Origin of the sequence: Pseudomonas sp. PDNC002 (assembly GCF_016919445.1) — a bacterium.
Taxonomy (GTDB): Bacteria; Pseudomonadota; Gammaproteobacteria; order Pseudomonadales; family Pseudomonadaceae; genus Pseudomonas.
Map to the genome: position 1 here is coordinate 6,167,827 of NZ_CP070356.1, position 18,100 is coordinate 6,185,926.

The following is an 18,100-nucleotide window of genomic DNA, read 5'->3' on the forward strand; positions in this document are numbered from 1 at the left end:
GACCGCGCCTATCCCGACGGCGCCCGCCAATGGGCTGGCTAGACTCAAGCAAATCCGAGATCACGCGTGATTCCATGAACCTCCGCTCCCGTCTGCTCCTGCTGTTCCTGCCCCTGTTCGGCGCAAGCCTCGCCGGGGTCTGGACGCTATCGGACCTGATCCTGCTCGACCGCTTCGACCGTGGCGACCGCCAGCGCCTCGCCGATGAGGTGCGCATCGTCCACAACCGTATCGCCTACGAGAAACAGCGCAATCTCGACATCGTCCACAGTTACGCCTGGTGGGACGCCAGCTACCAGTTCATGCGCGTGCCGCAGTCGCGCTTCGTCGAGGACAACCTGGACAAGGACCTGCTGGGCATCCTGGGCTTCGACTATGTGCTGTACGTCGACCGCGAGGGGCGCATCATCGCCCAGCAATGGAAGCTCGACGAACTCGCGCGGCGCTTCCCCGGCCAGCCAGTGCCCAGCGCGGACCAGTTGCGTCGCAGCATCCTCAGCACCGCCCTGGAGCTGGGCGCGCTGAAGCTCGAAGGCGATCCGCAACACAGCCTCGACCAGTTGCTGCAGATCGATGGCATCCCGCAGTTGCTGCTCAGTTACCCCATCAGCAACACCTCGGGCAGCGCGGAGCCGGTTGGTGCCGTCATCGCCGGCGTGCTGCTGGACAGCGCACGCCTGTCCAACCTGCAGACGCAGATGGGCGCCAGCCTGCGCCTGGTGCATGACCAGGTGCAGAACACCGACTGGCGCGCCCTGAACATCCCCACCGGACGTGGTGCCACGCTGCTCAGCCCGCGCCACCTGCTGGATGAGAACAGCCAGCAGATGTCGCTGCTCTACCTCGACTCCCGCGGACGGCCGCAACTGCGCCTGGAGCTCACCAGCCTGCGCCCCCTCTACCAGCAGGGCCGGCAGGCGATCCGCCTGTTCCTCTACCTGGCTCTCGGCCTGCTCGGCGGCGCGACCCTGCTGGCCTACCTGGCGCTGGATTTCCGCGTCATTCGCCGCGTCGGCAGCATGAATCGCGAAGTCGCGGTGATCGGCCAGAGCGGCGGCCAAACCCGGCTGAGCAGCCAAGGGAGCGACGAGCTGGGCCAGTTGACGAATGAAATGAACTCCATGCTCGAACGCCTGGAGCAGAGCGAGGCGCGCGACCGGGCGATCCTCGACGCGATTCGCGACGGCTACTTCGAGATGGACACGGCGGGTCGCATCGGCACCGTGAACCCTGCGCTGTGCCGCATGCTCGGCCGCGATGCCGAGGAACTCAGCGGCCAGCACTTCAGCATCCTCCTGCAGGAGGAGGACTACCATCGCGCCCAGGGCCTGTACGACAAGGTCCGCGAGGACCAGCAGGAAACCACCTTCTCCGCCCCGTTCAAGCACCGCGACGGCCACCTGGTCAGTTGCGAGACGCGTCTCTCGGCGATCCGTGACACCCAGGGCGAGTTCCAGGGATTCCGCGGCATCCTGCGCGATATCAGCGACCAGGTGGCCTACCAGAAGCAGCTCATCGACCTCGCCTACCGCGACACCCTGACCGGCCTGGGCAACCGCAAGGCGTTCAACGAACAGCTGCAGCACTCCGTTACGCGTTGCAGCCATGTGGCCCTGCTGTACATCGACCTGGACCGTTTCAAGCAGGTCAACGACCGTTTCGGCCACGCCGTCGGCGATGCCTTGCTCAGCACCGTCGGCGAGCGGATGCGTGGCAGCCTGCGCCAGCCGGACCAGGCCTTCCGCCTGGGCGGCGACGAGTTCGCCGTGCTGCTGAGCCATGTCGAACCGGAGCAGGCCGAAGCGCTCGGCATGCGGCTGCTGTCCGTGCTGGGCGCCGCGTATCACCTGGGTGGCCAACAGATCGATTTCGTCACGCCCAGCATCGGCATCGCGTTCTACCCGCAGGATGCCGGCGATGCCGACGCGCTTACCCGTGCCGCCGACATCGCCATGTACCAGGCCAAGCAGGAACGCAACCGCTGTTACCGCTACAGCGCCGCCTGAGGGAAGCAACAAGACCACACACCCGGCAAAACAGACGGCTCGCCGGCCGTTCGCCGGGTCTGCTAAGGTCGCAAACGCTTTACCTTGAAAGATGCCTTGGAGATGTCGATGTCCACCCTGAGCGGCCCGCAATACCTCAGCGAAGGCCTGAAACTGATGATGCGTCCCGGCCTGCGGCTGTTCGTGCTGCTGCCGTTGAGCATCAATATCCTGTTGTTCGTCGGCCTGATCGGCTTCGCCATCAACCAGTTCAGCCACTGGGTCGATTGGCTGATGCCCAGCCTGCCGGAGTGGCTGAGTTTCCTGCAGTTCATCCTCTGGCCGCTGTTCGTCGCGCTGGTGCTGCTGATCGTGTTCTTCACCTTCACCATGATCGCCAACATCATCGCCGCGCCCTTCAACGGCTTCCTGGCGGAGAAGGTCGAAGTGGTGGTGCGCGGCACCGACGACTTCCCCGAATTCAGCTGGAGCGAGCTGATGGCCATGGTGCCGCGGACCATCGGCCGCGAGCTGCGCAAGCTCGGCTACTTCCTGCCGCGCGCCATCGCGCTGTTCATCCTCAGCCTGATCCCCGGCCTGAACCTGATCGCCGCACCGCTCTGGCTGATTTTCGGCGTGTGGATGATGGCCGTGCAGTACATCGACTACCCGGCGGACAACCACAAGCTGGGCTGGAACGAGATGCTCGCCTGGCTGCGCAGCAAGCGCTGGGCCTGCATGGGCTTCGGCGGCATCACCTACCTGGCGCTGCTGATCCCGGTGGTCAACCTGGTCGCGATGCCCGCCGCCGTGGCCGGCGCGGTGCTGTTCTGGGTGCGCGAGGGTGGCGATAAGGCCCTGGTGAAATAGACCGCGAGCGAGACGCCCTTCCCGGCTCCATCCGCAAGACAGGCAATCAGTTGCCCCATCGCCCGACCTGCCCGGCACCCTGATTCGGAAATCGCTGACTTCCGACGCAGGGTGCCCAGCGATCTTCGCCCAGCCCCGGGCCAGCCTGGATTCCACCGTTCGCTGAAAGAACCCGATGAGTCGCCTCGCCTGGGAGCGCACTCCATGAAGTGGAACGGGAAGGCCAATCACGTCCTGCGTGCGTTACCAGACAGACCGCCACGCCTGCTTTCGACGATGCTGGAAACGGACACGAAGGTCTGCCTCTCGACCTGATGGAAAGGCGCAAGCCGGGTCCGGGCTCGCCGACGTGTCCACCTTCAGGAGATCGTCCATGACCACCTACCATCACCTCGTCTCCGGTGTCTTTGCCCGCCGGTCCCAGGCCGACAGTGCGCGAGAGTGCCTGCTGGAGCTGGGCCTGCACGGAGAGCGGGTACATGTTCTCGATCATGCGGCGCTCACCGCCATGGAGCTGCCGCGCTCGAAGCAGCGCGTGTTGCAGCATGCGCTGCAGAGAGGCGCCATCGGCATGCTGTTCGGCCTACTGGTCAGCGCCCTGGTGGCAATCGCCATGACGAGAACCGGTGCCGGCCTCTTCAGCGGCGCTCCACTGGTGCTGCTGGGATGGGGAACGGCCCTGGGAGCCCTGGTCGGAGCCCTCGTGGGAGGATCGTCGCACGTCAGTCGCAACGCCCATCCCTTCGGCTACACCCTCGCTCCGGAGCACGTCATTCTGCTGGCGGAGACACATACGGTCCGCGAGAGCGTGCGCGCCCACGACATCATCGAAGCGTCCCCCGGCGTCGGCGCGCATATGGACATCAGCCTGGTCTGATGCCGCGCTCCGGACGTTTCCGCAACAGCCTCCCCTCGGCAAGGTGCTCTACGAGTGCCATGCCGTGGTGAACCGATTGCTACCCCACGCCGCCAGCCCACTCTATGCACAGCGCAAGGAATACGTGCGCAGTAGCGCGGCGAAATCCGCCAACAGGCGGATCTGGCTGGTCTCGGACTCACCTATCCAGCGCGCGATGGCGCTGGACGTGTCAGGCCCCTGCGCTCGCGCCAGGGTGGCCTGCAGGGTCAGGCGGCGCTCGTAGACGCAACGCAGCACCGGGCTTGCCGACAGGATCAGGCGAACCGTTTCCTGCTGGCGCGTGTCGAGCCGGCTGGACTCCCTCACCAGCAGACGCTTCGCCCGACGGATCAGGCGGCGCACCGATGCTTCCGCCCGAATCGACTCCTGCACCGCCAGGGGGAGGATGACGCGCCGCCGATACTGCGCCATGACCTGGAAGCGGTCATTGAAGATCGCCATCGAGGTTTCCGCGTCAAGCCGGCGCTTGCCGGGTACGCGGTACGCCACCGGCGCGACGCGCACCACACGGGCGAGCCCGAGGAACCTGAACAGCCTGATCCACGCCCAACCCGGATCGAACTCCCAGGCCCTGACCGACAGCTTGGCGGAGTTGGGATAGGTGTGATGGTTATTGTGCAGTTCCTCGCCGACCACCAGCAGGCCCCAGGGCAGCAGGTTGGTGGACGCATCGGGGGATTCGAAATTGCGGTAGCCGATGGCATGCCCCAGGCCGTTGACCACGCCCGCGGCCCAGAACGCCACCCAGATCATCTGCACGGCCCACACCGTCAGCCCTATCGCGCCGAACAACACGACGTCGACGAGCGCCATCACGGCCACTCCGCCATTGGGATATCTGGAATAGACGTGCCGCTCCACCCAGTCGTCGGGGCAGTGCTTGCCGTAGACGCGCAGGGTGTCGGGATTCTTCGCCTCGTCACGATAGAGCTCGGCGCCCCTCCAGAGCACGCGGGCCAGGCCCTTGTGGCGGGGGCTGTGCGGATCGTCGATGGATTCGCAGGTAGCGTGGTGCTTGCGGTGGATGGCGACCCATTCGCGCGTGATCATGCCGGTGGTGAGCCAGAGCCAGAAGCGGAAGAAATGCTTCAGCGCGCCGTGCAGTTCCAGGGCGCGATGGGCGCAATGGCGATGCAGGTAGAGGGTCACGCCGAGCAGGGTGAGATGGGTCATCGCCAGCGTTGCGATGACCAGGTACCAGATCGATGCATCAACATACCCCGAGTACCACATGGCGACGCCTCACAAGGTGCGGACATCCAGGCAACCGGCGGGCAGCACGTTCAGGACGGCTGGCGCTCGCGGAATATCCGAAAAGCCACGATGGCCACCGCCGCGATCAATAGCACGTGGATGAAGCCACCCAGGGTGTAGGCGGTGAACAACCCGAGCGCCCAGAGGATGAGCAAGAGAACGACGAAGGTTTCAAGCATGAGCTGTCTCCCAGGGTGGCCCTGCTCCACCCGGCGATTTCAGTCTGCGGCAAGGCGACAGGGACGTCTGTGCGCCATCGTACGGTCGGCGGGTTACTCCTTCGGCGGCTCCGGGGGAGTCTTGGCGGGCGGTTCCTCCGGGCTCACCGAAGGCGGGAGCGTCGGCTGCTTCTTGTCACGGTCATGGAACGAATAACGCTCGGCACGAGAACCGTATTCGCCGCCCGGAAGCGTGGGCTTGACCTCACTGCTGGCCGGCGGCGGCGTGTCCGGAGCGGTTTCCCGATGTTTTTTCATGGTGCCCTCTGCTGAGCCGTGTCCTGCACGGTTGACGGCCGGCGAAGCCAGGACTGCTGCACGGATTCGAGGAAGCGCCTGACCTGGGCATCCGCGGCCTCGCAGCTGATGGCGTAGCGCTCCTCGAGCAGGCCGGCGAGGCATTCGCTGCGTCCCTCGGAGCGCAGCAACTCGTCTTCTGTCAACTCGCCCCAGACCAATTTGGCGGCCCCGATGCGCTGCATCCATCTGCCTTTCAGCTGGCCTGTGCGAGGGAGCTTCACGGCTTTCTCCCGTCCTCGGCGGCGGCATCGGCGTGATCCTCGCCGGCCCGCATCGGCGGGTTGACGAACACCTTGCGCGGACGCGGGCTGACCTGGGAGCTGCCTCCGGCCGGCCTGGGGTCGCCGTCACGCGCGTCGTTGTCGTGGCTGGCCGGTGAGGCTGGCCGATCCTCTGTCTCGGCGCTGTGGATAGCGTCGCGCTCGGGTGATCCGTTCATGGTGACCTCTACAACATGCCCCCCCGACAAAGGCGCCAGGAGACCAGTACAAGACGATGACAGGCGTGGCACCGGGCGTCGGTGCGCAAGCGCGCTTATCAGGCGACGGATCAGAAACCCGGCACGTAGCCGGGTCCCGGAGGGTGGAACACGGAAACTTATTCCGGCATGCCGCGAGGCTCATCCTCGCGAGGACTCTCGTGACGCTCGGAGTCCGGGTCGCCTGGATCCTTCCAGTCATCGGGCCGATCTTCGTTTGCCGGATGTTCAGGCTGTTGCTGCTGCCGTTGCGGATCGCCGGGATCGGGGCTGCCTGGAAGGTCCTCGTCCTGGCCGGGGTTCTGCCCCGGGTACTGGTTCTGCGTCTGGTTCATACATCACCTCACACGAGGCCAGGAATTGGCCTCACTCGTTCGAGGAGACAGAACGGACAGTCGTTCAACCTTTCAGGCGGCGGGTCGAGTCACTGCGCGGAAGGCCCTGCCGGCGCCCGGTCACAGGGCCATTGCCGTCGCGCGCGGGCGCCGCCTGAACTCATTCAACCGGCGCTTGCCGGTTCTTTATCGGGGACTAAGTGCGACGTCGCACCGACGCGGTATGTCGATCCTGCGATTGTCGCACTTCGGGTTCCCCGCAGTTTCGCGAATCCCCGTCTTTCAACCGAGGTCATCATGAACAAGACGAACAAGCACAGCTCCGGAAATGGCTCCTCCAAGGCCAATGATGGAAGTCACGAGAAGTCTCCCTCCAAGACCCAGGCGGAACGCTCACATGAAACCAAGCCTGGCGTGAAGAAGGCCGAGTCCAAGGAATCCTGACGGCCAGTTGCGTCCCTGCGTGCGCCATCCTTGCGTACCGCAGGGCGCATCCGCGCTGTCCCGCCTTCCGCAACCGGGCCTCGATGCGCCCGGATGTCGCCTGCGCCTTTTCTCCATAGGTAACCCAAAAATGAATGCGATCGACCTGCTCAAGAAAGACCACGAAACCGTGAAGCACCTGCTTGCGCAGATCAGTGCCACGAACGACACCTCCGCGAAGAAACGCACCGAGCTGCTCGACAAGATCGAGATGGAGCTGACGGTCCATACCGCCCTCGAAGAAGAGATCCTCTATCCGGCGTTCAAGCAGGCCGGCAAGAAGCAGGAAGAGAAGATGTACTTCGAGGCGAAGGAGGAACACCGCACGGTCGACTCCATGGTGCTACCCGACCTGAAGAAGACCAAGCCCGACTCAGTCGAGTTCTCCGGCAGGGTGAAGGTGCTGAAGGAGCTCATCGAGCACCACATCGAGGAAGAGGAAACGGAAATGTTCCCTGATGCCCTCAACATCCTGGGCAAGCGCCATCTGGAGGAGTTGGGCGTGCAAATGCAAACACGGCAGAAGGAGCTCAAAGCCAGCCTCCAGCGCAAGGCCGCTTGAGACTGCCATCCAGTCCAGGTGCACGAGAAGTCGTCCACGGCCCCTGCCATCAACCAACCTTAGCGAGCACGTGCCATGAACCGACTTTCACCGGTGGTCGCCGAGAGGATTTTCGACAGCTATTTCCTCGATTACACCTGCACCGTCATGCGGCCTTCTCCGGGCAGCATCACACTCCAGTTCCAGGGCCGGGTACCGGAGAAAACCATTACCTTCGTAGGCATCAGTGAAAAGTGCCTGGAGAGCGAAGATGAACTCAGGTATCTCGGCGAGTCGCTTCAACGGGAGCTTGGCCTCATCTTCCATGAGGCTCCAAAAGCCACTGGTTCCCAACGACCAATCATTGGCCCGGTAAAAACCAGGAGCCACTCCGTGTGTACCTGACACCGGAGGCAGCAGCGGACGGCTATGCAACTTCACCTTGAGTTATCCGTCTGCCTTGATTGCGCCCGCCATCGGTGCACCACGGCGTAAATGACCGATGGTCGAGCCTGCATTCAGGACAGCACAGTCCGAAGTTGCAGGAGATGATCGAGGGCCAGCTCGTACTCGAAGTTTTCGATGCAGGCAGCGACCTGCACCAGACAGGCGGATTGATCCTTCGCCCAGCCAAACTGGCGTAGCCGGCCAATGATCTCCTCGGACCTCGTGTCGCTGCGCTTGAGCAGTTGCTCCAGCTGTAGCAGCAGGCCTTGCGCATCCCCGGATGGTCCATCCGTGGGAGGGGGCGCTTCCTGGATAACGAGATGGGCGGCAAGCCCCGCCTGGACGACGTTCAACTCCGTCTCGACATCTGCAAGAAACCTGGAGATATGCGGGCCCGGCTCTCCCTGGCGGCACGCTTCCTCCAGCGCCTGTGCCGCCCGTGCCAGGCTCCGGGCTCCGATGTTCGCAGCCGCGCCTCGCAGCGAGTGAGCGGCCCTGCGCTCGGCGGCCGGATCGCTCTTCACGTCCAGCGCCATGAAGCTTTCGACGAAGTCGGCGTAGCTGCCGCGGAATCGGCTCAGCAAACGCTCGTAAAGCGCCTGTTTTCCCGCGCAGGTCGCCAGGCCCGCCACTGTGTCGATTCCCGGAAGTCCGCTGCCTTCGACCTGGGCCTCGCCGCTGGCAGACACGTCATTTCTGGAAGGGCGACAGGGTGATATCCAGTGGGACATCGTCAGGAACATCGAGGACGGTTCGATGGGTTTTGCAATGTGGTCGTTCATGCCGGCCCGCAGTGCCTCATCCCGATCGCCGGCCATGGTGTTGGCGGTCATCGCGATCACGGGGAGCCGGGCAAGCTCGGGGCGCTGGCGGATCGCACGCGTCGCCGCATAACCATCCATCACGGGCATCTGACAGTCCATGAGCACGCAGTCGAAGTCATGGTCCGCCGCCAGGCGTTCGATCGCCTCCTGACCGTTGCAGGCCAGCACGACATCGATACCCGCATCGACCAGAAGCTCCACGGCCAGCTCCTGGTTCAGCTCGTTGTCCTCCACCAGCAGCACCCGGCTGCCGGCAACGACCGACAAGGCCTCGGTCTTCGCGATATCGCGCTCCCGCAGGCAGGGCTCGTCACTGCGCTGGTTGCCGAGGGCGATGTTCACCGCCTCGAGCAACGCGGACGGAGTCACCGGTTTGGCCAGGACCGTGTCCAGCTGGACGCCACGCTCCTGCGCGGCATCGAGTGCTTCCTCGCGGCCAAATGCCGTCACCATGATGACGGCTGGCGTGCAGTCCTGATCGTCGGACTTGACCCGTGCCACGACGTCGATGCCATCCAGGCCAGGCATCTGCCAGTCCACCAGCACGACGTGATACGGCAACTGCCGCCGCGCGGCATCAGCCATGTACTCCAGGGCCTCCGCGCCGCCGCGGGCGACTTCCACTTCGAGGCCAAAACCTGCGGCCATGCTGGACAGGATTTCCCGGGCCGCCGCGTTGTCATCGACCACCAGCACGCGTATTCCCGACAGCGATTCCGCGCGCAATATGCGTCGGGAGGCAGGCGCGGCCTGGAGCGCAAAGCATGCCGTGAAATGAAACGTGGAGCCTCGCCCGGGCTCGCTGTCGATCCAGATGCGGCCTCCCATCAACTCGACCAGGCTCTTCGAGATCGACAGCCCCAACCCTGTGCCGCCGTAACGGCGAGAAGTCGAAGAGTCAGCCTGAATGAAAGACTGGAACATCCGCCCACATTGCTCGGCCGTCATGCCGATGCCACTGTCGCGGACCTGGAAATGCAGCTCTGCCTCGGTGTCACTGACGGAGAGGGTTTCCATGCCCAGCACGATCTCCCCGCGCTCGGTGAACTTCACGGCGTTGTTGCCCAGATTGAGCAGCACCTGCCCCAGGCGCAGCGGATCGCCGACCAGTGCGGTCGGCAGGCCAGGGTCGAGCTGGAACAACAACTCCAGCGATTTTTCCTCCGCGCGGAAACCCACCATGGCGGAAAACTGATCGAGCACGTCCTCAAGACGGAACGCGACATGCTCCACGGTCATCATCCCGGCCTCGATCTTCGAGAAGTCGAGGATGTCGTTGATGATCCCCAGCAGCCCCTCGGCGGAGCGGTGAACCTTGTGGATATAGTTGCGCTGGCGGGCAGTCAGCTCGGTCTTCAGGGCCAGGCTGCTCATGCCGATGATCACATTCATCGGCGTGCGGATTTCGTGGCTCATATTGGCCAGGAATTCACTCTTGGCCCTGGTGGCTTCCTCCGCCAACTCCTTGGCCAGGCGGGTCTGCTGCTCCGCCTGATTGCGCTCGGTGATGTCGTAAAGCCAACCCAGGACGCCGAACTCCCCATGGTGCTGTATGGGTAGATAGGTCGCCAGGATGTCCCGCGCACAACCGTTGCGATCGAGCATGCGGATCTCGCGCCGCAGAATCGGCTCGCCGGTGCGCATCTGATTCCACACCTTTTCGCGGTCCGAGAGTTCGACGTAAAGCCTGGAGGTCTCGTCCCCGACACCCAGCCCGAAGGACTCGACGAATTTCGGATTGGCCAGGTGGATGTGCTCGCGGGTGGAGATAGCGACGCTGACCGGACTCCGATCAAGGATGTACTGCAGGCGGCTCTCGCTTTCCTGCACGGCATTTTCCATGGCGCGGCGTTCACTGATGTCACGCACGGAGGCGCACACGCAAACGCCATGGCCGAGCAGGTCGGGGAGTGGCGCCAGCGCCACTTCGGCACTGAAGTGGCTGCCATCCTTGCGCAGGCCGTGCAGGTCGGCGATGGTGCGCCCCATCTGCCGGCTGCCATGCTCAGCCATGAAACCCTTGCGCTGTAGAACGTGATGCTGGCGCTCGAGCTCGGGCACCAGCGCCTCGACGGACAGGCCGAGCAGTTCGCCATGGGAGTAGCCGAACAGTGTCTCCAGCTTGGGATTGGCGAGGATGATCGTCCCACGCAGGTCGACGACCAGCATGCCATCGGGTGCGGATTCCAGGATGCCCTGGTACCACGCCTTGGTCGCCTGGACTTCATGCTGCCGCGACTCCAGCTCCCGTGTTTGCGTCTGCAGGTCGGCCGCCTGACGCTCCATGAGCTCGGCCTGGGTCAGCGATTCAGCCAGCAGCTGTTCGGTGCGCGAAGTGCGTTCGAGAATTTCCAGATTGATGGCCAGCAGCGGGGCGAACTCGTCGAGCAGCGTCCTCTGGCTGACGCCCAGCCCATGCAGGCATTCCATGGCCAGCACACCCACCAGCCTTTCGCCGTGAATGAGCGGGATGACCTCGATGACCGCGGCCGCCGGGCCCGACTCCGGTGCGGGTTCCGGCGCGATCAGCTGGATAGGCAGGCGCTGTTTCGCACACTGTCCGATGAGTCCCTCGCCGAGCTGCAAGCGCTGTGGTTGGTTGCAAGCCGCATAGCTGCCAAGCAATACCAGCTCCGAGCTGACCTCGTCATAGAGATGCACGGAGGCGCGCAGCAAGGCCAGTGAAGGAGCCAGTACAGTGAGGATCCGGTCGCCCAGCGCATTCAGGCCGTTGACCTGCTGCATTTCACCGCTCAGCGCCGCCACCTGTGTCTTCACCCAGCGCTGGTTGGCCATCTGTTGCGCTTCGGATTGGAGCTCGGTGATCGCCCGCGCCATTTCGCCGACTTCGTTCGGGTAATCCTGGTATGGCACCCTCACCTCGAGCTCGCCCCTGCTCAGGGCGGAGACTGCCTGGCGTAGCCGATCGGCCGGGCGACGGATCGACAGGCTGATCAGCATGCCGAAGAGCACGCCGCCGCCAACGCCCAGAGCGAGCAACCAGATGGTCAGTTCGACGCTACGGTGAAAACGCGCGGAGGCACGTTGGACTTCCAGGTCCGCCGCCGCCCGCTTGATCTGGGCCACTTCCGCGAGAGCCAGGTTGGCGACTTCGCCTGGGCGTTGCAGCGCCGTGGACGACAGCAGCGCCACCGCGGCCTGGTCGCTGGAGACGCCCGAGCGAGAAGGCGTGTCGTTCAGCTCCAGCACCCGCTCGACTTGTTGCTGGTAGTCCTCGTACGCCGCTTCGAAACGGATCAGTCCCTGCTGCGCCTCGGCGCGGTAGATCAGCGGCCGCGCCAGCTCTATCTCTTCGCGCAACGAAGCCTTGGCATCGGTCAGTTGCTTGAGCGCCTGCGACCGTCCGGCCTCGTCGGAGGCCAGCACGGTCTGCCTGACGCTGCGCCCCATGCTGGCCAGGGCAACCTGCGCGGCCTGGATGTGCGACAGGCCCAGCATCTCCTTCTCGAATATCTGGTTTATCTGCTCATTCTGCTGGCGCTGCACATTCAGGCTGTACAGGCCCAGGAACAGAGCGAGCAGCAGAATGCCGCCAAAGCCGACGAGCAACCGGCTGCGCATTCGGAGTCGTTGAAGAAAGTCGAGCGGAGTCACCATCTCGACGCCTCCCGGCCGGGTCGGCCTGCGCTGAAACCCTTAAGGCGCGCAGTCTGGCGAGGGCTACTGGGCCGCAGGCGCATCGCCATCGTGATAGTTGTCCGCGATTGCCCGGAATTCGTCCTGCAGCACCACGAAGGCATCGACCACATCCGGGTCGAAATGCAGCCCGCGCTGGGACTGGATGTACTGCACAGCATCTTCATGGGGCAGGCTCGCCTTGTAGATGCGCCGGCTGATCAGCGCATCGTAGACATCGGCAACGGCCATCAAGCGGGCCGAGAGCGGAATCGCCTCGCCAGCGAGGCCCTCGGGATAGCCCGAACCATCCCATTTCTCGTGATGGCTGTAGGCGATCTGCTTGGCCAGGCGCAGGAACGGAACACTCATGCCCAATCGATTCTCGGCTTCGCGCAAGGCATCGAGCCCAAGCGTGGTGTGCATCTTCATGATCTCGAACTCTTCATGGGTGAGCCGCCCCGGCTTGAGAAGAATGTGATCAGGAATGCCGACCTTGCCGATGTCATGCAGCGGAGCGGACTTGAAGAGCAGATGCCGCGTCTCGTCATCCAGCTCCGCGGCAAAGCGTGGGAGATGCCGCAGATGATCCGCCAGCGCGCGCACGTAGTGCTGGGTTCGCCGGATGTGATTGCCCGTCTCGTTGTCGCGGGTCTCGGCCAGCGATGCCATGGCCAGGATGGTGACGTCCTGGATGGCCATGACCTCCTGGGTACGTCGCTGTACCTCTTGCTCCAGGTATTCGTTCTGGTCTCGCAGGAAATCCGCGGCGGCCTTGAGGCGCAGCTGGTTATCCACCCTCATGAGGACCGTCGGCGGATTGATCGGCTTGGTGATGTAATCCACCGCCCCCAGTTCCAGGCCGCGGAACTCATCGTCGGCGGCGCCCTGGGTGGTGATGAAGATCACCGGGATGTGGCGTGTCCAGGATTGCTCCCGGAGCCGGCGGCAAACCTCGAAGCCGTTCATCCCGGGCATCATTACATCCAGCAGGATGATATCCGGCGGCTCGTCGGAGCTTGCGATCTGCAGCGCTTTCTCGCCGGTCCTGGCGGCCTTGACGCGATAGAGCAGCTTCAGCAGCTCGGTCAGGAGCGTCAGGTTGTCAGGGGTATCGTCGACGATCAGGACGGTCGGCCTCGAGGCCAGGGGGAGCGCACTCATCTGACTTCCTCCATGGAAATGAACGCGCCCACAACTCATCCGGCTCGTGCTGGAGGAAGTATAGACATCTCAGGCCCGCCATCTGGCACAGACGTCCACGGCCCGACGGAGTGTGGATACATCGTGCTGAGGCACCCCACTGGCGCAAGCCAGGGCAAGGATTGGATAGCTGTCTCGTACGGTTAGCGCGATGAGGACGGTGGCTGGCAAAGTGCGTCCAGAAAACAGCCGCCTCCCTACCGATAGAGAGGCGGCTAAAGGCGCCGATACCGCTTGGCGATCGGTATCGACGCAAGCACGGTAGTTCAGCTAGTCGCGGTTAGCCTTCACCTCAGGAATGAGGCAGTTGCCTTGTTCGAGCGCCTGGTAAACATCCTCAAGCGCCTTAGCGTCGTGCTCCATGTGCTGGATGATATCCAACGCTCGGTAGGCGATCTGGGAGTTTGGGGCGTATCGACTTAGCTCTCGAATGAGTTCAGAGGCAGCCTCGTCATTGAATGAAGCGGAATGCACGGCAAGCATCATGTTTTGTCGATTGAACACGGTGAGTCTCCCGGGAATTTGTGCCCGGCGAGCTGGTTCCGAACTACCGGCCGCAAGTCACGCTCTATACCGCCATCGCGCCGCTGGCGCTGCTTTACAACCGCAGTTTGCTCGACACCCTGCACGAGCGCGTCGGCGAGGAGACGCACATGCGCGGGCGTCAGGATCTGCCGGATGCAGACGGTCCGAGCGCGGTCTGGAGCCGCGTGCTGACGATGGACGGCAAGCGCGACAGTCGGCGCGGCGTCTACGGCACCAGCCCGAGTTACGACTATGAGTTTCTCGGCCTACAGGTCGGCACCGATTTGATTCGGCGCCAGCGCGACGACGGCCACAGAGATGTGGCCGGCACCTACCTCGCATTCGGTAGGGCCGAAGCTACTCCGCACGTCAACGGTCACGGCGTCGGTCAGGACAATCTCGACGGCTACAGTGTTGGCGGCTACTGGACACACTTCGGTCCCACCGACTGGTATCTCGACGGCATCCTGCAAGCCACCTACTACGACATCAGCGCCGAGCCCGACAATCTGGCCAAGCTGGACGTCAGCGGCTGGGGCTGGGCAGCATCGCTCGAAGGCGGCTATCCGTTTCAGCTGCCCGAGCAGTGGGTAGTCGAGCCGCAGGCACAAGTGGTGTACCAGCGCGTCGGTCTCGACGATACCCACGACGCGGCGGCGACGGTGAAGTTTGACGAGGTCGACTCGCTGGCGAGCCGGCTCGGCGTGCGCGTAGCCAAGACCTGGGATGAGAGCGCCGCACCGGAGCCGCATAAATACACCGCGTGGGGCCGGCTCAGCGCCTGGCACGAAAGCCAGGGCGAGCCGGAAACGAAATTCTCTTCGGCCGATGGTTACGTGCCTTTCCAGGGCGATCTTGGCGGCGGTTGGTGGGAGGCGAAGCTGGGTCTAACAGGCGAGGTAAGACGCAACGTGTTTGTCTACGCGAGCGTGGGGTATGAACGTGCGTTCGACGACGAGCGCCACGCCGTCGACGGCAAGCTCGGCGTGCGTGTGCAGTGGTAAAAACGACAACGACGGGTGTTGCCCCTATGACGCGCATGCGTATGAGTGCGTAAGGGCTGACGAGCGATGTCGCGGAGGGCCGTTCTGCTTAGAGGCCTTTTCGTAGCGACCTTTGAATGTCTGCGTCTGGCCGTGGATTGCTGCCCCAGCAAATCGCTTTTCTGCCGGAATGCACAGTGGTCTCAAGCCGGCGTGATGTGCCGCGTCCGCAGCGAGACGTCTTGAGAAATCCGGCCGCCCAGATGGACGGGATCAACAGAGAGGTCTTCGGCGCCTTCCGGGTCACCACCAGGGTGCTGGAAGACAACACTGAGGTTGCTAGCGGTATTTCGAAGTACTTCCGCATCCAGAAGGAACCCGCTGTAGCGTGACGCGAAATGTCAATCTGGGTACATTCCCATCCATTCTTCAACGGGAGGGAACCCTCTATGCAATGCCCTGAATGCGGACATACACCAACTGCAAGCGATCCAGTTGATCCTACTCGTTGCCCCGAGTGCGGGATCTACTACCACAAGGCTCTTCAGGCGAGAGTCCAGCAGCTGGAGGAAGAAAAGCTCCAAGCGGCAAGTACCCCTGTCCGAGTTACCGCACCGACAGCTACACAGCAGCAACGCAATGTGCAAGCCGTCGTCAGCAAGTATCCAGGGGCACAGCCTGTAGTTGTCATGGATGTGAACATGAGCTTTGGCTCAATGGTTTTATTCATGATCAAGTGGGGTATTGCTTCGATACCTGCGCTCATTATCCTCGGGGCGATCTACGTGTTTGGAATGACGTTCTTTCTCGGATTTCTGGGGGCAGCGTTCTCACGCTGACAGTCTGTCTTTCTGGTGCGCGTAAGCCGCCAGAACGTCCTTTCCTCTCCCTGGGGCCCGTTTCTCTGGGCCTTCAGGTGGCCGGAGTCGATACGAAGAGCCTGGCGACTGACAGAGCCACCATCGCAGCGAGTTTGGTCATCAAGTCTCAGCCGGCCGAGCAGACGCTCCGCGATGCAACCAGCATGCGTGGGCAGCCGAGGAGGGAGGCCGACCAACCTGCCGCAGCATGAGTTCGAGGTGTATAAGTCGTCAGGCTGGGCGGCGGCTACCGACCCATAGCGGACAGCTACGCCTTGACGTCTGACGCCACACAGTCTGAACCCGATGGTCGATGACGTAGAGCTGCTGGCAGAAGCAGTCGGGGTGCTCGCTTCAAGGAGGCGTGGGGTCGACGCTGGGGCCCACGTTGTTTACCGGAAACTGGCAGAAACGCCGTGGCATCACCCATCGACAAGGCGTCATTTCATCTTTAATGTCGCCACGCCATTACGGGCGCTCCGCCTACGTCACGAACGTTGCTCGATAAGAGACTCGACGCCTGCTTTCTCGCCTACAAGGACTGGACATGCGAGTTTTTCGCACGCCGTTTTTCCTCGCTTTGCTTTCACCCTTTGTCATCCTGCAGACAGCCTGCTCATCGATCGATCGCACAAGCGAAATCAAGCGCGCGCGCCTCAGCGTCGGCGCGAGCTCGAAGAACGACGTAGTACAGGCCATCGGCCTGCCCCGCGAAGTGCGCAAGGATGATCGACGGAACCTCGAGCTTTGGCTCTATACCGGCAAAGCGGCGACGACCAGTTATTTCATCCCCCTGCCGGTGGGCTCCGTTTCCACCGGCGACAGCGTGATCACCTACTACCGTGACATCGGTCCGAAATTTCTCCAGGACGGCGAGGCGATTTCGCTCATCTGCGTGTTCGATAGCAGCGGCCACCTGCTCGATGTGAAGCGCCCCGACCAGGAGACTCAACCATGAAGAAACTCGTGCTTTGCCTGTCGGTACTGCTGTTCCTGAGTGGCTGCACCTACCACCAGCAGCAGGTCGCTGCGGTGGAAGGCAAGACATTCCAGCCCGACAAGACGCAAAGGATTGCCGTCAGCTACAACCTGGTCTCCAAGCGCATCAATTACGTCGAGACGCTGTATCGCGTGTTGTGGCTGGAAACCAAGACCTCAAGCCAGGACTTTTCCGGGGTCTGGTCGCCGGACCGCGAGTTGAGCGCAGACCTGGCGAGCCGCCTGCACCAGCAGGGCTTCACTGCCGACAGTGTCTTCGATGTGGTGGCGCCGGAGGTGGTCAACGCGGCCAACGACAGCCTCGCGGCGGATTGTCTGACCCAGGCCTCCGGTGATCATCCGGCCATGCCCGGCGTCAAGCTGCCGCCCATCGCGGACTTCTTCCTGGCGGATCGACAGAATACCGAACTGAACAAGCTGACCGGCGAGCTTCGGGGCAAGGGGTACCGCTACTTGGTGCAACTCACGGCCATGGATATCTATGGTGCTGCGTTGGGCTTTGGCGCCGTGGGCATTTCGGCGTTCCCCAACGCTCGGGTGATCGATCTGCAGAGTAACGAGGTGGTGTGGAACACGCCGTTGGTTCACGGGGAGGACTTCCAATCGGGCGGCGGGAGCCTCAAGGCCCTGGAAGTCGACGGCATGGCCAAGACCCGGGCCGGGATGGCGACGAGCATCAATCGATTGGACTTCGCCGCCATGTGGGGCCTGGCACCGCCGCAGCCACACTGAACTCCTTAGCGCCTACCTACCCGGAGCCACCGGCCATGCATAACCATGCCCGTAATTTCCCTATCGCCTCACTGGTTGCCGTCAGTCTGCTACTGGGTGCCTGCGCCGAGCAATACGTGCCACCGACCACCGGAGAGCTGGCCACAATCAAGCTCATGGGCGGAAATTACGCCTTCCTCGATACAGGCAACAGCTGCGATACGAGAAAGCGTGTTGACTACGCCGACCGAGAGCACTACGTCAATTTGCCCGCCGGCAAACGCGTCTTCCTCGAGCAGGGTATCGATGGCCGCGCCACCACGGGCCTCTTCTGTGGGGTCGCCCTGTCCTTCGAGCCACAAGCGGGCCACAAGTATGTCACCCGATACCTCTACCAGGGGGATTGTCAGCTCACCCTGATGGAGGTGGACCCGCGCGGCAGTACCTACCCGGTGCCGGGTGTCACCCAGCTAGAACCGAGAGAGTGTTGGCTGTCCGGGCGCTAGGGCTCGGATGCCCTTGGATCGCG

General features: G+C 63.2%; 20 protein-coding genes. 11 read left to right on the forward strand and 9 right to left on the reverse strand.

From position 1 onward, the window contains the following. The first annotated feature begins 74 nt into the window (after positions 1-74). From JVX91_RS27905 to JVX91_RS27915, 3 genes are all read left to right on the forward strand, one after another. The gene (locus tag JVX91_RS27905) at positions 75-2,006 is read left to right on the forward strand and encodes a diguanylate cyclase (RefSeq protein WP_205337252.1); all 1,932 of its coding nucleotides are present in this window, start codon (positions 75-77) and stop codon (positions 2,004-2,006) included. 108 nt (positions 2,007-2,114) lie between these two features. Next, positions 2,115-2,855, forward strand: coding sequence for a sulfate transporter CysZ (gene cysZ, locus JVX91_RS27910; protein WP_205337253.1), 741 nt, complete (start codon positions 2,115-2,117; stop codon positions 2,853-2,855). 373 nt (positions 2,856-3,228) lie between these two features. Then, entirely contained in the window at positions 3,229-3,732 is a 504-nt protein-coding gene (locus JVX91_RS27915; RefSeq protein WP_205337254.1) for a hypothetical protein, read from the forward strand. 102 nt (positions 3,733-3,834) lie between these two features. On the opposite strand, the gene JVX91_RS27920 is transcribed toward JVX91_RS27915, so the two are convergent. The 6 genes from JVX91_RS27920 to JVX91_RS27945 form a co-directional block, all read right to left on the reverse strand. Further along, positions 3,835-5,007, reverse strand: coding sequence for a fatty acid desaturase (locus tag JVX91_RS27920; protein WP_205337255.1), 1,173 nt, complete (start codon positions 5,005-5,007; stop codon positions 3,835-3,837). Between the two features lie 50 nt (positions 5,008-5,057). Then, complete coding sequence (locus JVX91_RS27925; RefSeq protein ID WP_205337256.1) at positions 5,058-5,207, reverse strand: lmo0937 family membrane protein; 150 nt, start codon at positions 5,205-5,207, stop codon at positions 5,058-5,060. Positions 5,208-5,300: 93 nt separating this feature from the next. Next, positions 5,301-5,504, reverse strand: a complete 204-nt coding sequence (locus tag JVX91_RS27930) for a hypothetical protein (protein WP_205337257.1) — start codon at positions 5,502-5,504, stop codon at positions 5,301-5,303. Continuing rightward, positions 5,501-5,728, reverse strand: coding sequence for a CsbD family protein (locus tag JVX91_RS27935; RefSeq protein WP_205337258.1), 228 nt, complete (start codon positions 5,726-5,728; stop codon positions 5,501-5,503). The genes JVX91_RS27930 and JVX91_RS27935 overlap by 4 nt, the downstream gene beginning before the upstream one ends. Positions 5,729-5,763: 35 nt before the next feature. Beyond that, positions 5,764-5,985, reverse strand: coding sequence for a hypothetical protein (locus tag JVX91_RS27940; protein ID WP_205337259.1), 222 nt, complete (start codon positions 5,983-5,985; stop codon positions 5,764-5,766). Positions 5,986-6,143: 158 nt separating this feature from the next. Further along, positions 6,144-6,359, reverse strand: coding sequence for a hypothetical protein (locus tag JVX91_RS27945; RefSeq protein WP_205337260.1), 216 nt, complete (start codon positions 6,357-6,359; stop codon positions 6,144-6,146). 297 nt (positions 6,360-6,656) lie between these two features. Here JVX91_RS27945 and JVX91_RS27950 point away from each other — a divergent pair, with 297 nt between their 5' ends. From JVX91_RS27950 to JVX91_RS27960, 3 genes are all read left to right on the forward strand, one after another. Then, positions 6,657-6,803 (forward strand): hypothetical protein, encoded by a 147-nt coding sequence (locus tag JVX91_RS27950; protein ID WP_205337261.1) that lies wholly within the window; start codon positions 6,657-6,659, stop codon positions 6,801-6,803. 130 nt (positions 6,804-6,933) lie between these two features. Beyond that, the gene (locus JVX91_RS27955; protein ID WP_205337262.1) at positions 6,934-7,404 is read left to right on the forward strand and encodes a hemerythrin domain-containing protein; all 471 of its coding nucleotides are present in this window, start codon (positions 6,934-6,936) and stop codon (positions 7,402-7,404) included. 75 nt (positions 7,405-7,479) lie between these two features. Then, the gene (locus JVX91_RS27960; protein ID WP_205337263.1) at positions 7,480-7,788 is read left to right on the forward strand and encodes a hypothetical protein; all 309 of its coding nucleotides are present in this window, start codon (positions 7,480-7,482) and stop codon (positions 7,786-7,788) included. A 113-nt stretch (positions 7,789-7,901) separates the two neighbouring features. Here JVX91_RS27960 and JVX91_RS27965 read toward each other — a convergent pair whose 3' ends face one another. The 3 genes from JVX91_RS27965 to JVX91_RS27975 form a co-directional block, all read right to left on the reverse strand. After that, on the reverse strand, positions 7,902-12,272 hold the full coding sequence (locus JVX91_RS27965; RefSeq protein WP_205337264.1) for a response regulator: 4,371 nt from the start codon (positions 12,270-12,272) through the stop codon (positions 7,902-7,904). A gap of 63 nt (positions 12,273-12,335) precedes the next feature. Then, entirely contained in the window at positions 12,336-13,454 is a 1,119-nt protein-coding gene (locus tag JVX91_RS27970) for a two-component system response regulator (protein WP_205337265.1), read from the reverse strand. A gap of 309 nt (positions 13,455-13,763) precedes the next feature. After that, positions 13,764-13,997: a hypothetical protein gene (locus JVX91_RS27975; protein WP_205337266.1), complete on the reverse strand. Its 234-nt coding sequence runs from the start codon at positions 13,995-13,997 to the stop codon at positions 13,764-13,766. A 20-nt stretch (positions 13,998-14,017) separates the two neighbouring features. Here JVX91_RS27975 and JVX91_RS27980 point away from each other — a divergent pair, with 20 nt between their 5' ends. The 5 genes from JVX91_RS27980 to JVX91_RS28000 all read left to right on the forward strand — a co-directional run bounded on the left by JVX91_RS27980 (position 14,018) and on the right by JVX91_RS28000 (position 18,077). After that, the gene (locus tag JVX91_RS27980) at positions 14,018-15,022 is read left to right on the forward strand and encodes an autotransporter outer membrane beta-barrel domain-containing protein (RefSeq protein ID WP_205337267.1); all 1,005 of its coding nucleotides are present in this window, start codon (positions 14,018-14,020) and stop codon (positions 15,020-15,022) included. Positions 15,023-15,450: 428 nt separating this feature from the next. Continuing rightward, a complete protein-coding gene (locus tag JVX91_RS27985; protein ID WP_205337268.1) occupies positions 15,451-15,840 on the forward strand; it encodes a hypothetical protein in 390 nt (129 codons plus the stop codon). A gap of 568 nt (positions 15,841-16,408) precedes the next feature. Then, positions 16,409-16,819, forward strand: a complete 411-nt coding sequence (locus JVX91_RS27990; RefSeq protein ID WP_205337269.1) for a hypothetical protein — start codon at positions 16,409-16,411, stop codon at positions 16,817-16,819. Further along, complete coding sequence (locus tag JVX91_RS27995; RefSeq protein WP_205337270.1) at positions 16,816-17,592, forward strand: hypothetical protein; 777 nt, start codon at positions 16,816-16,818, stop codon at positions 17,590-17,592. The genes JVX91_RS27990 and JVX91_RS27995 overlap by 4 nt, the downstream gene beginning before the upstream one ends. A gap of 35 nt (positions 17,593-17,627) precedes the next feature. Next, the gene (locus JVX91_RS28000) at positions 17,628-18,077 is read left to right on the forward strand and encodes a hypothetical protein (RefSeq protein WP_205337271.1); all 450 of its coding nucleotides are present in this window, start codon (positions 17,628-17,630) and stop codon (positions 18,075-18,077) included. Positions 18,078-18,100: the final 23 nt, after the last annotated feature.

Coding starts and splice junctions, on each gene's coding strand:
- JVX91_RS27905 (WP_205337252.1), top strand. CDS start 75: ATGAACCTCCGCTCCCGTCTGCTCCTGCTGTTCCTGCCCCTGTTCGGC.
- cysZ (WP_205337253.1), top strand. CDS start 2,115: ATGTCCACCCTGAGCGGCCCGCAATACCTCAGCGAAGGCCTGAAACTG.
- JVX91_RS27915 (WP_205337254.1), top strand. CDS start 3,229: ATGACCACCTACCATCACCTCGTCTCCGGTGTCTTTGCCCGCCGGTCC.
- JVX91_RS27920 (WP_205337255.1), bottom strand. CDS start 5,007: ATGTGGTACTCGGGGTATGTTGATGCATCGATCTGGTACCTGGTCATC.
- JVX91_RS27925 (WP_205337256.1), bottom strand. CDS start 5,207: ATGCTTGAAACCTTCGTCGTTCTCTTGCTCATCCTCTGGGCGCTCGGG.
- JVX91_RS27930 (WP_205337257.1), bottom strand. CDS start 5,504: ATGAAAAAACATCGGGAAACCGCTCCGGACACGCCGCCGCCGGCCAGC.
- JVX91_RS27935 (WP_205337258.1), bottom strand. CDS start 5,728: ATGCAGCGCATCGGGGCCGCCAAATTGGTCTGGGGCGAGTTGACAGAA.
- JVX91_RS27940 (WP_205337259.1), bottom strand. CDS start 5,985: ATGAACGGATCACCCGAGCGCGACGCTATCCACAGCGCCGAGACAGAG.
- JVX91_RS27945 (WP_205337260.1), bottom strand. CDS start 6,359: ATGAACCAGACGCAGAACCAGTACCCGGGGCAGAACCCCGGCCAGGAC.
- JVX91_RS27950 (WP_205337261.1), top strand. CDS start 6,657: ATGAACAAGACGAACAAGCACAGCTCCGGAAATGGCTCCTCCAAGGCC.
- JVX91_RS27955 (WP_205337262.1), top strand. CDS start 6,934: ATGAATGCGATCGACCTGCTCAAGAAAGACCACGAAACCGTGAAGCAC.
- JVX91_RS27960 (WP_205337263.1), top strand. CDS start 7,480: ATGAACCGACTTTCACCGGTGGTCGCCGAGAGGATTTTCGACAGCTAT.
- JVX91_RS27965 (WP_205337264.1), bottom strand. CDS start 12,272: ATGGTGACTCCGCTCGACTTTCTTCAACGACTCCGAATGCGCAGCCGG.
- JVX91_RS27970 (WP_205337265.1), bottom strand. CDS start 13,454: ATGAGTGCGCTCCCCCTGGCCTCGAGGCCGACCGTCCTGATCGTCGAC.
- JVX91_RS27985 (WP_205337268.1), top strand. CDS start 15,451: ATGCAATGCCCTGAATGCGGACATACACCAACTGCAAGCGATCCAGTT.
- JVX91_RS27990 (WP_205337269.1), top strand. CDS start 16,409: ATGCGAGTTTTTCGCACGCCGTTTTTCCTCGCTTTGCTTTCACCCTTT.
- JVX91_RS27995 (WP_205337270.1), top strand. CDS start 16,816: ATGAAGAAACTCGTGCTTTGCCTGTCGGTACTGCTGTTCCTGAGTGGC.
- JVX91_RS28000 (WP_205337271.1), top strand. CDS start 17,628: ATGCATAACCATGCCCGTAATTTCCCTATCGCCTCACTGGTTGCCGTC.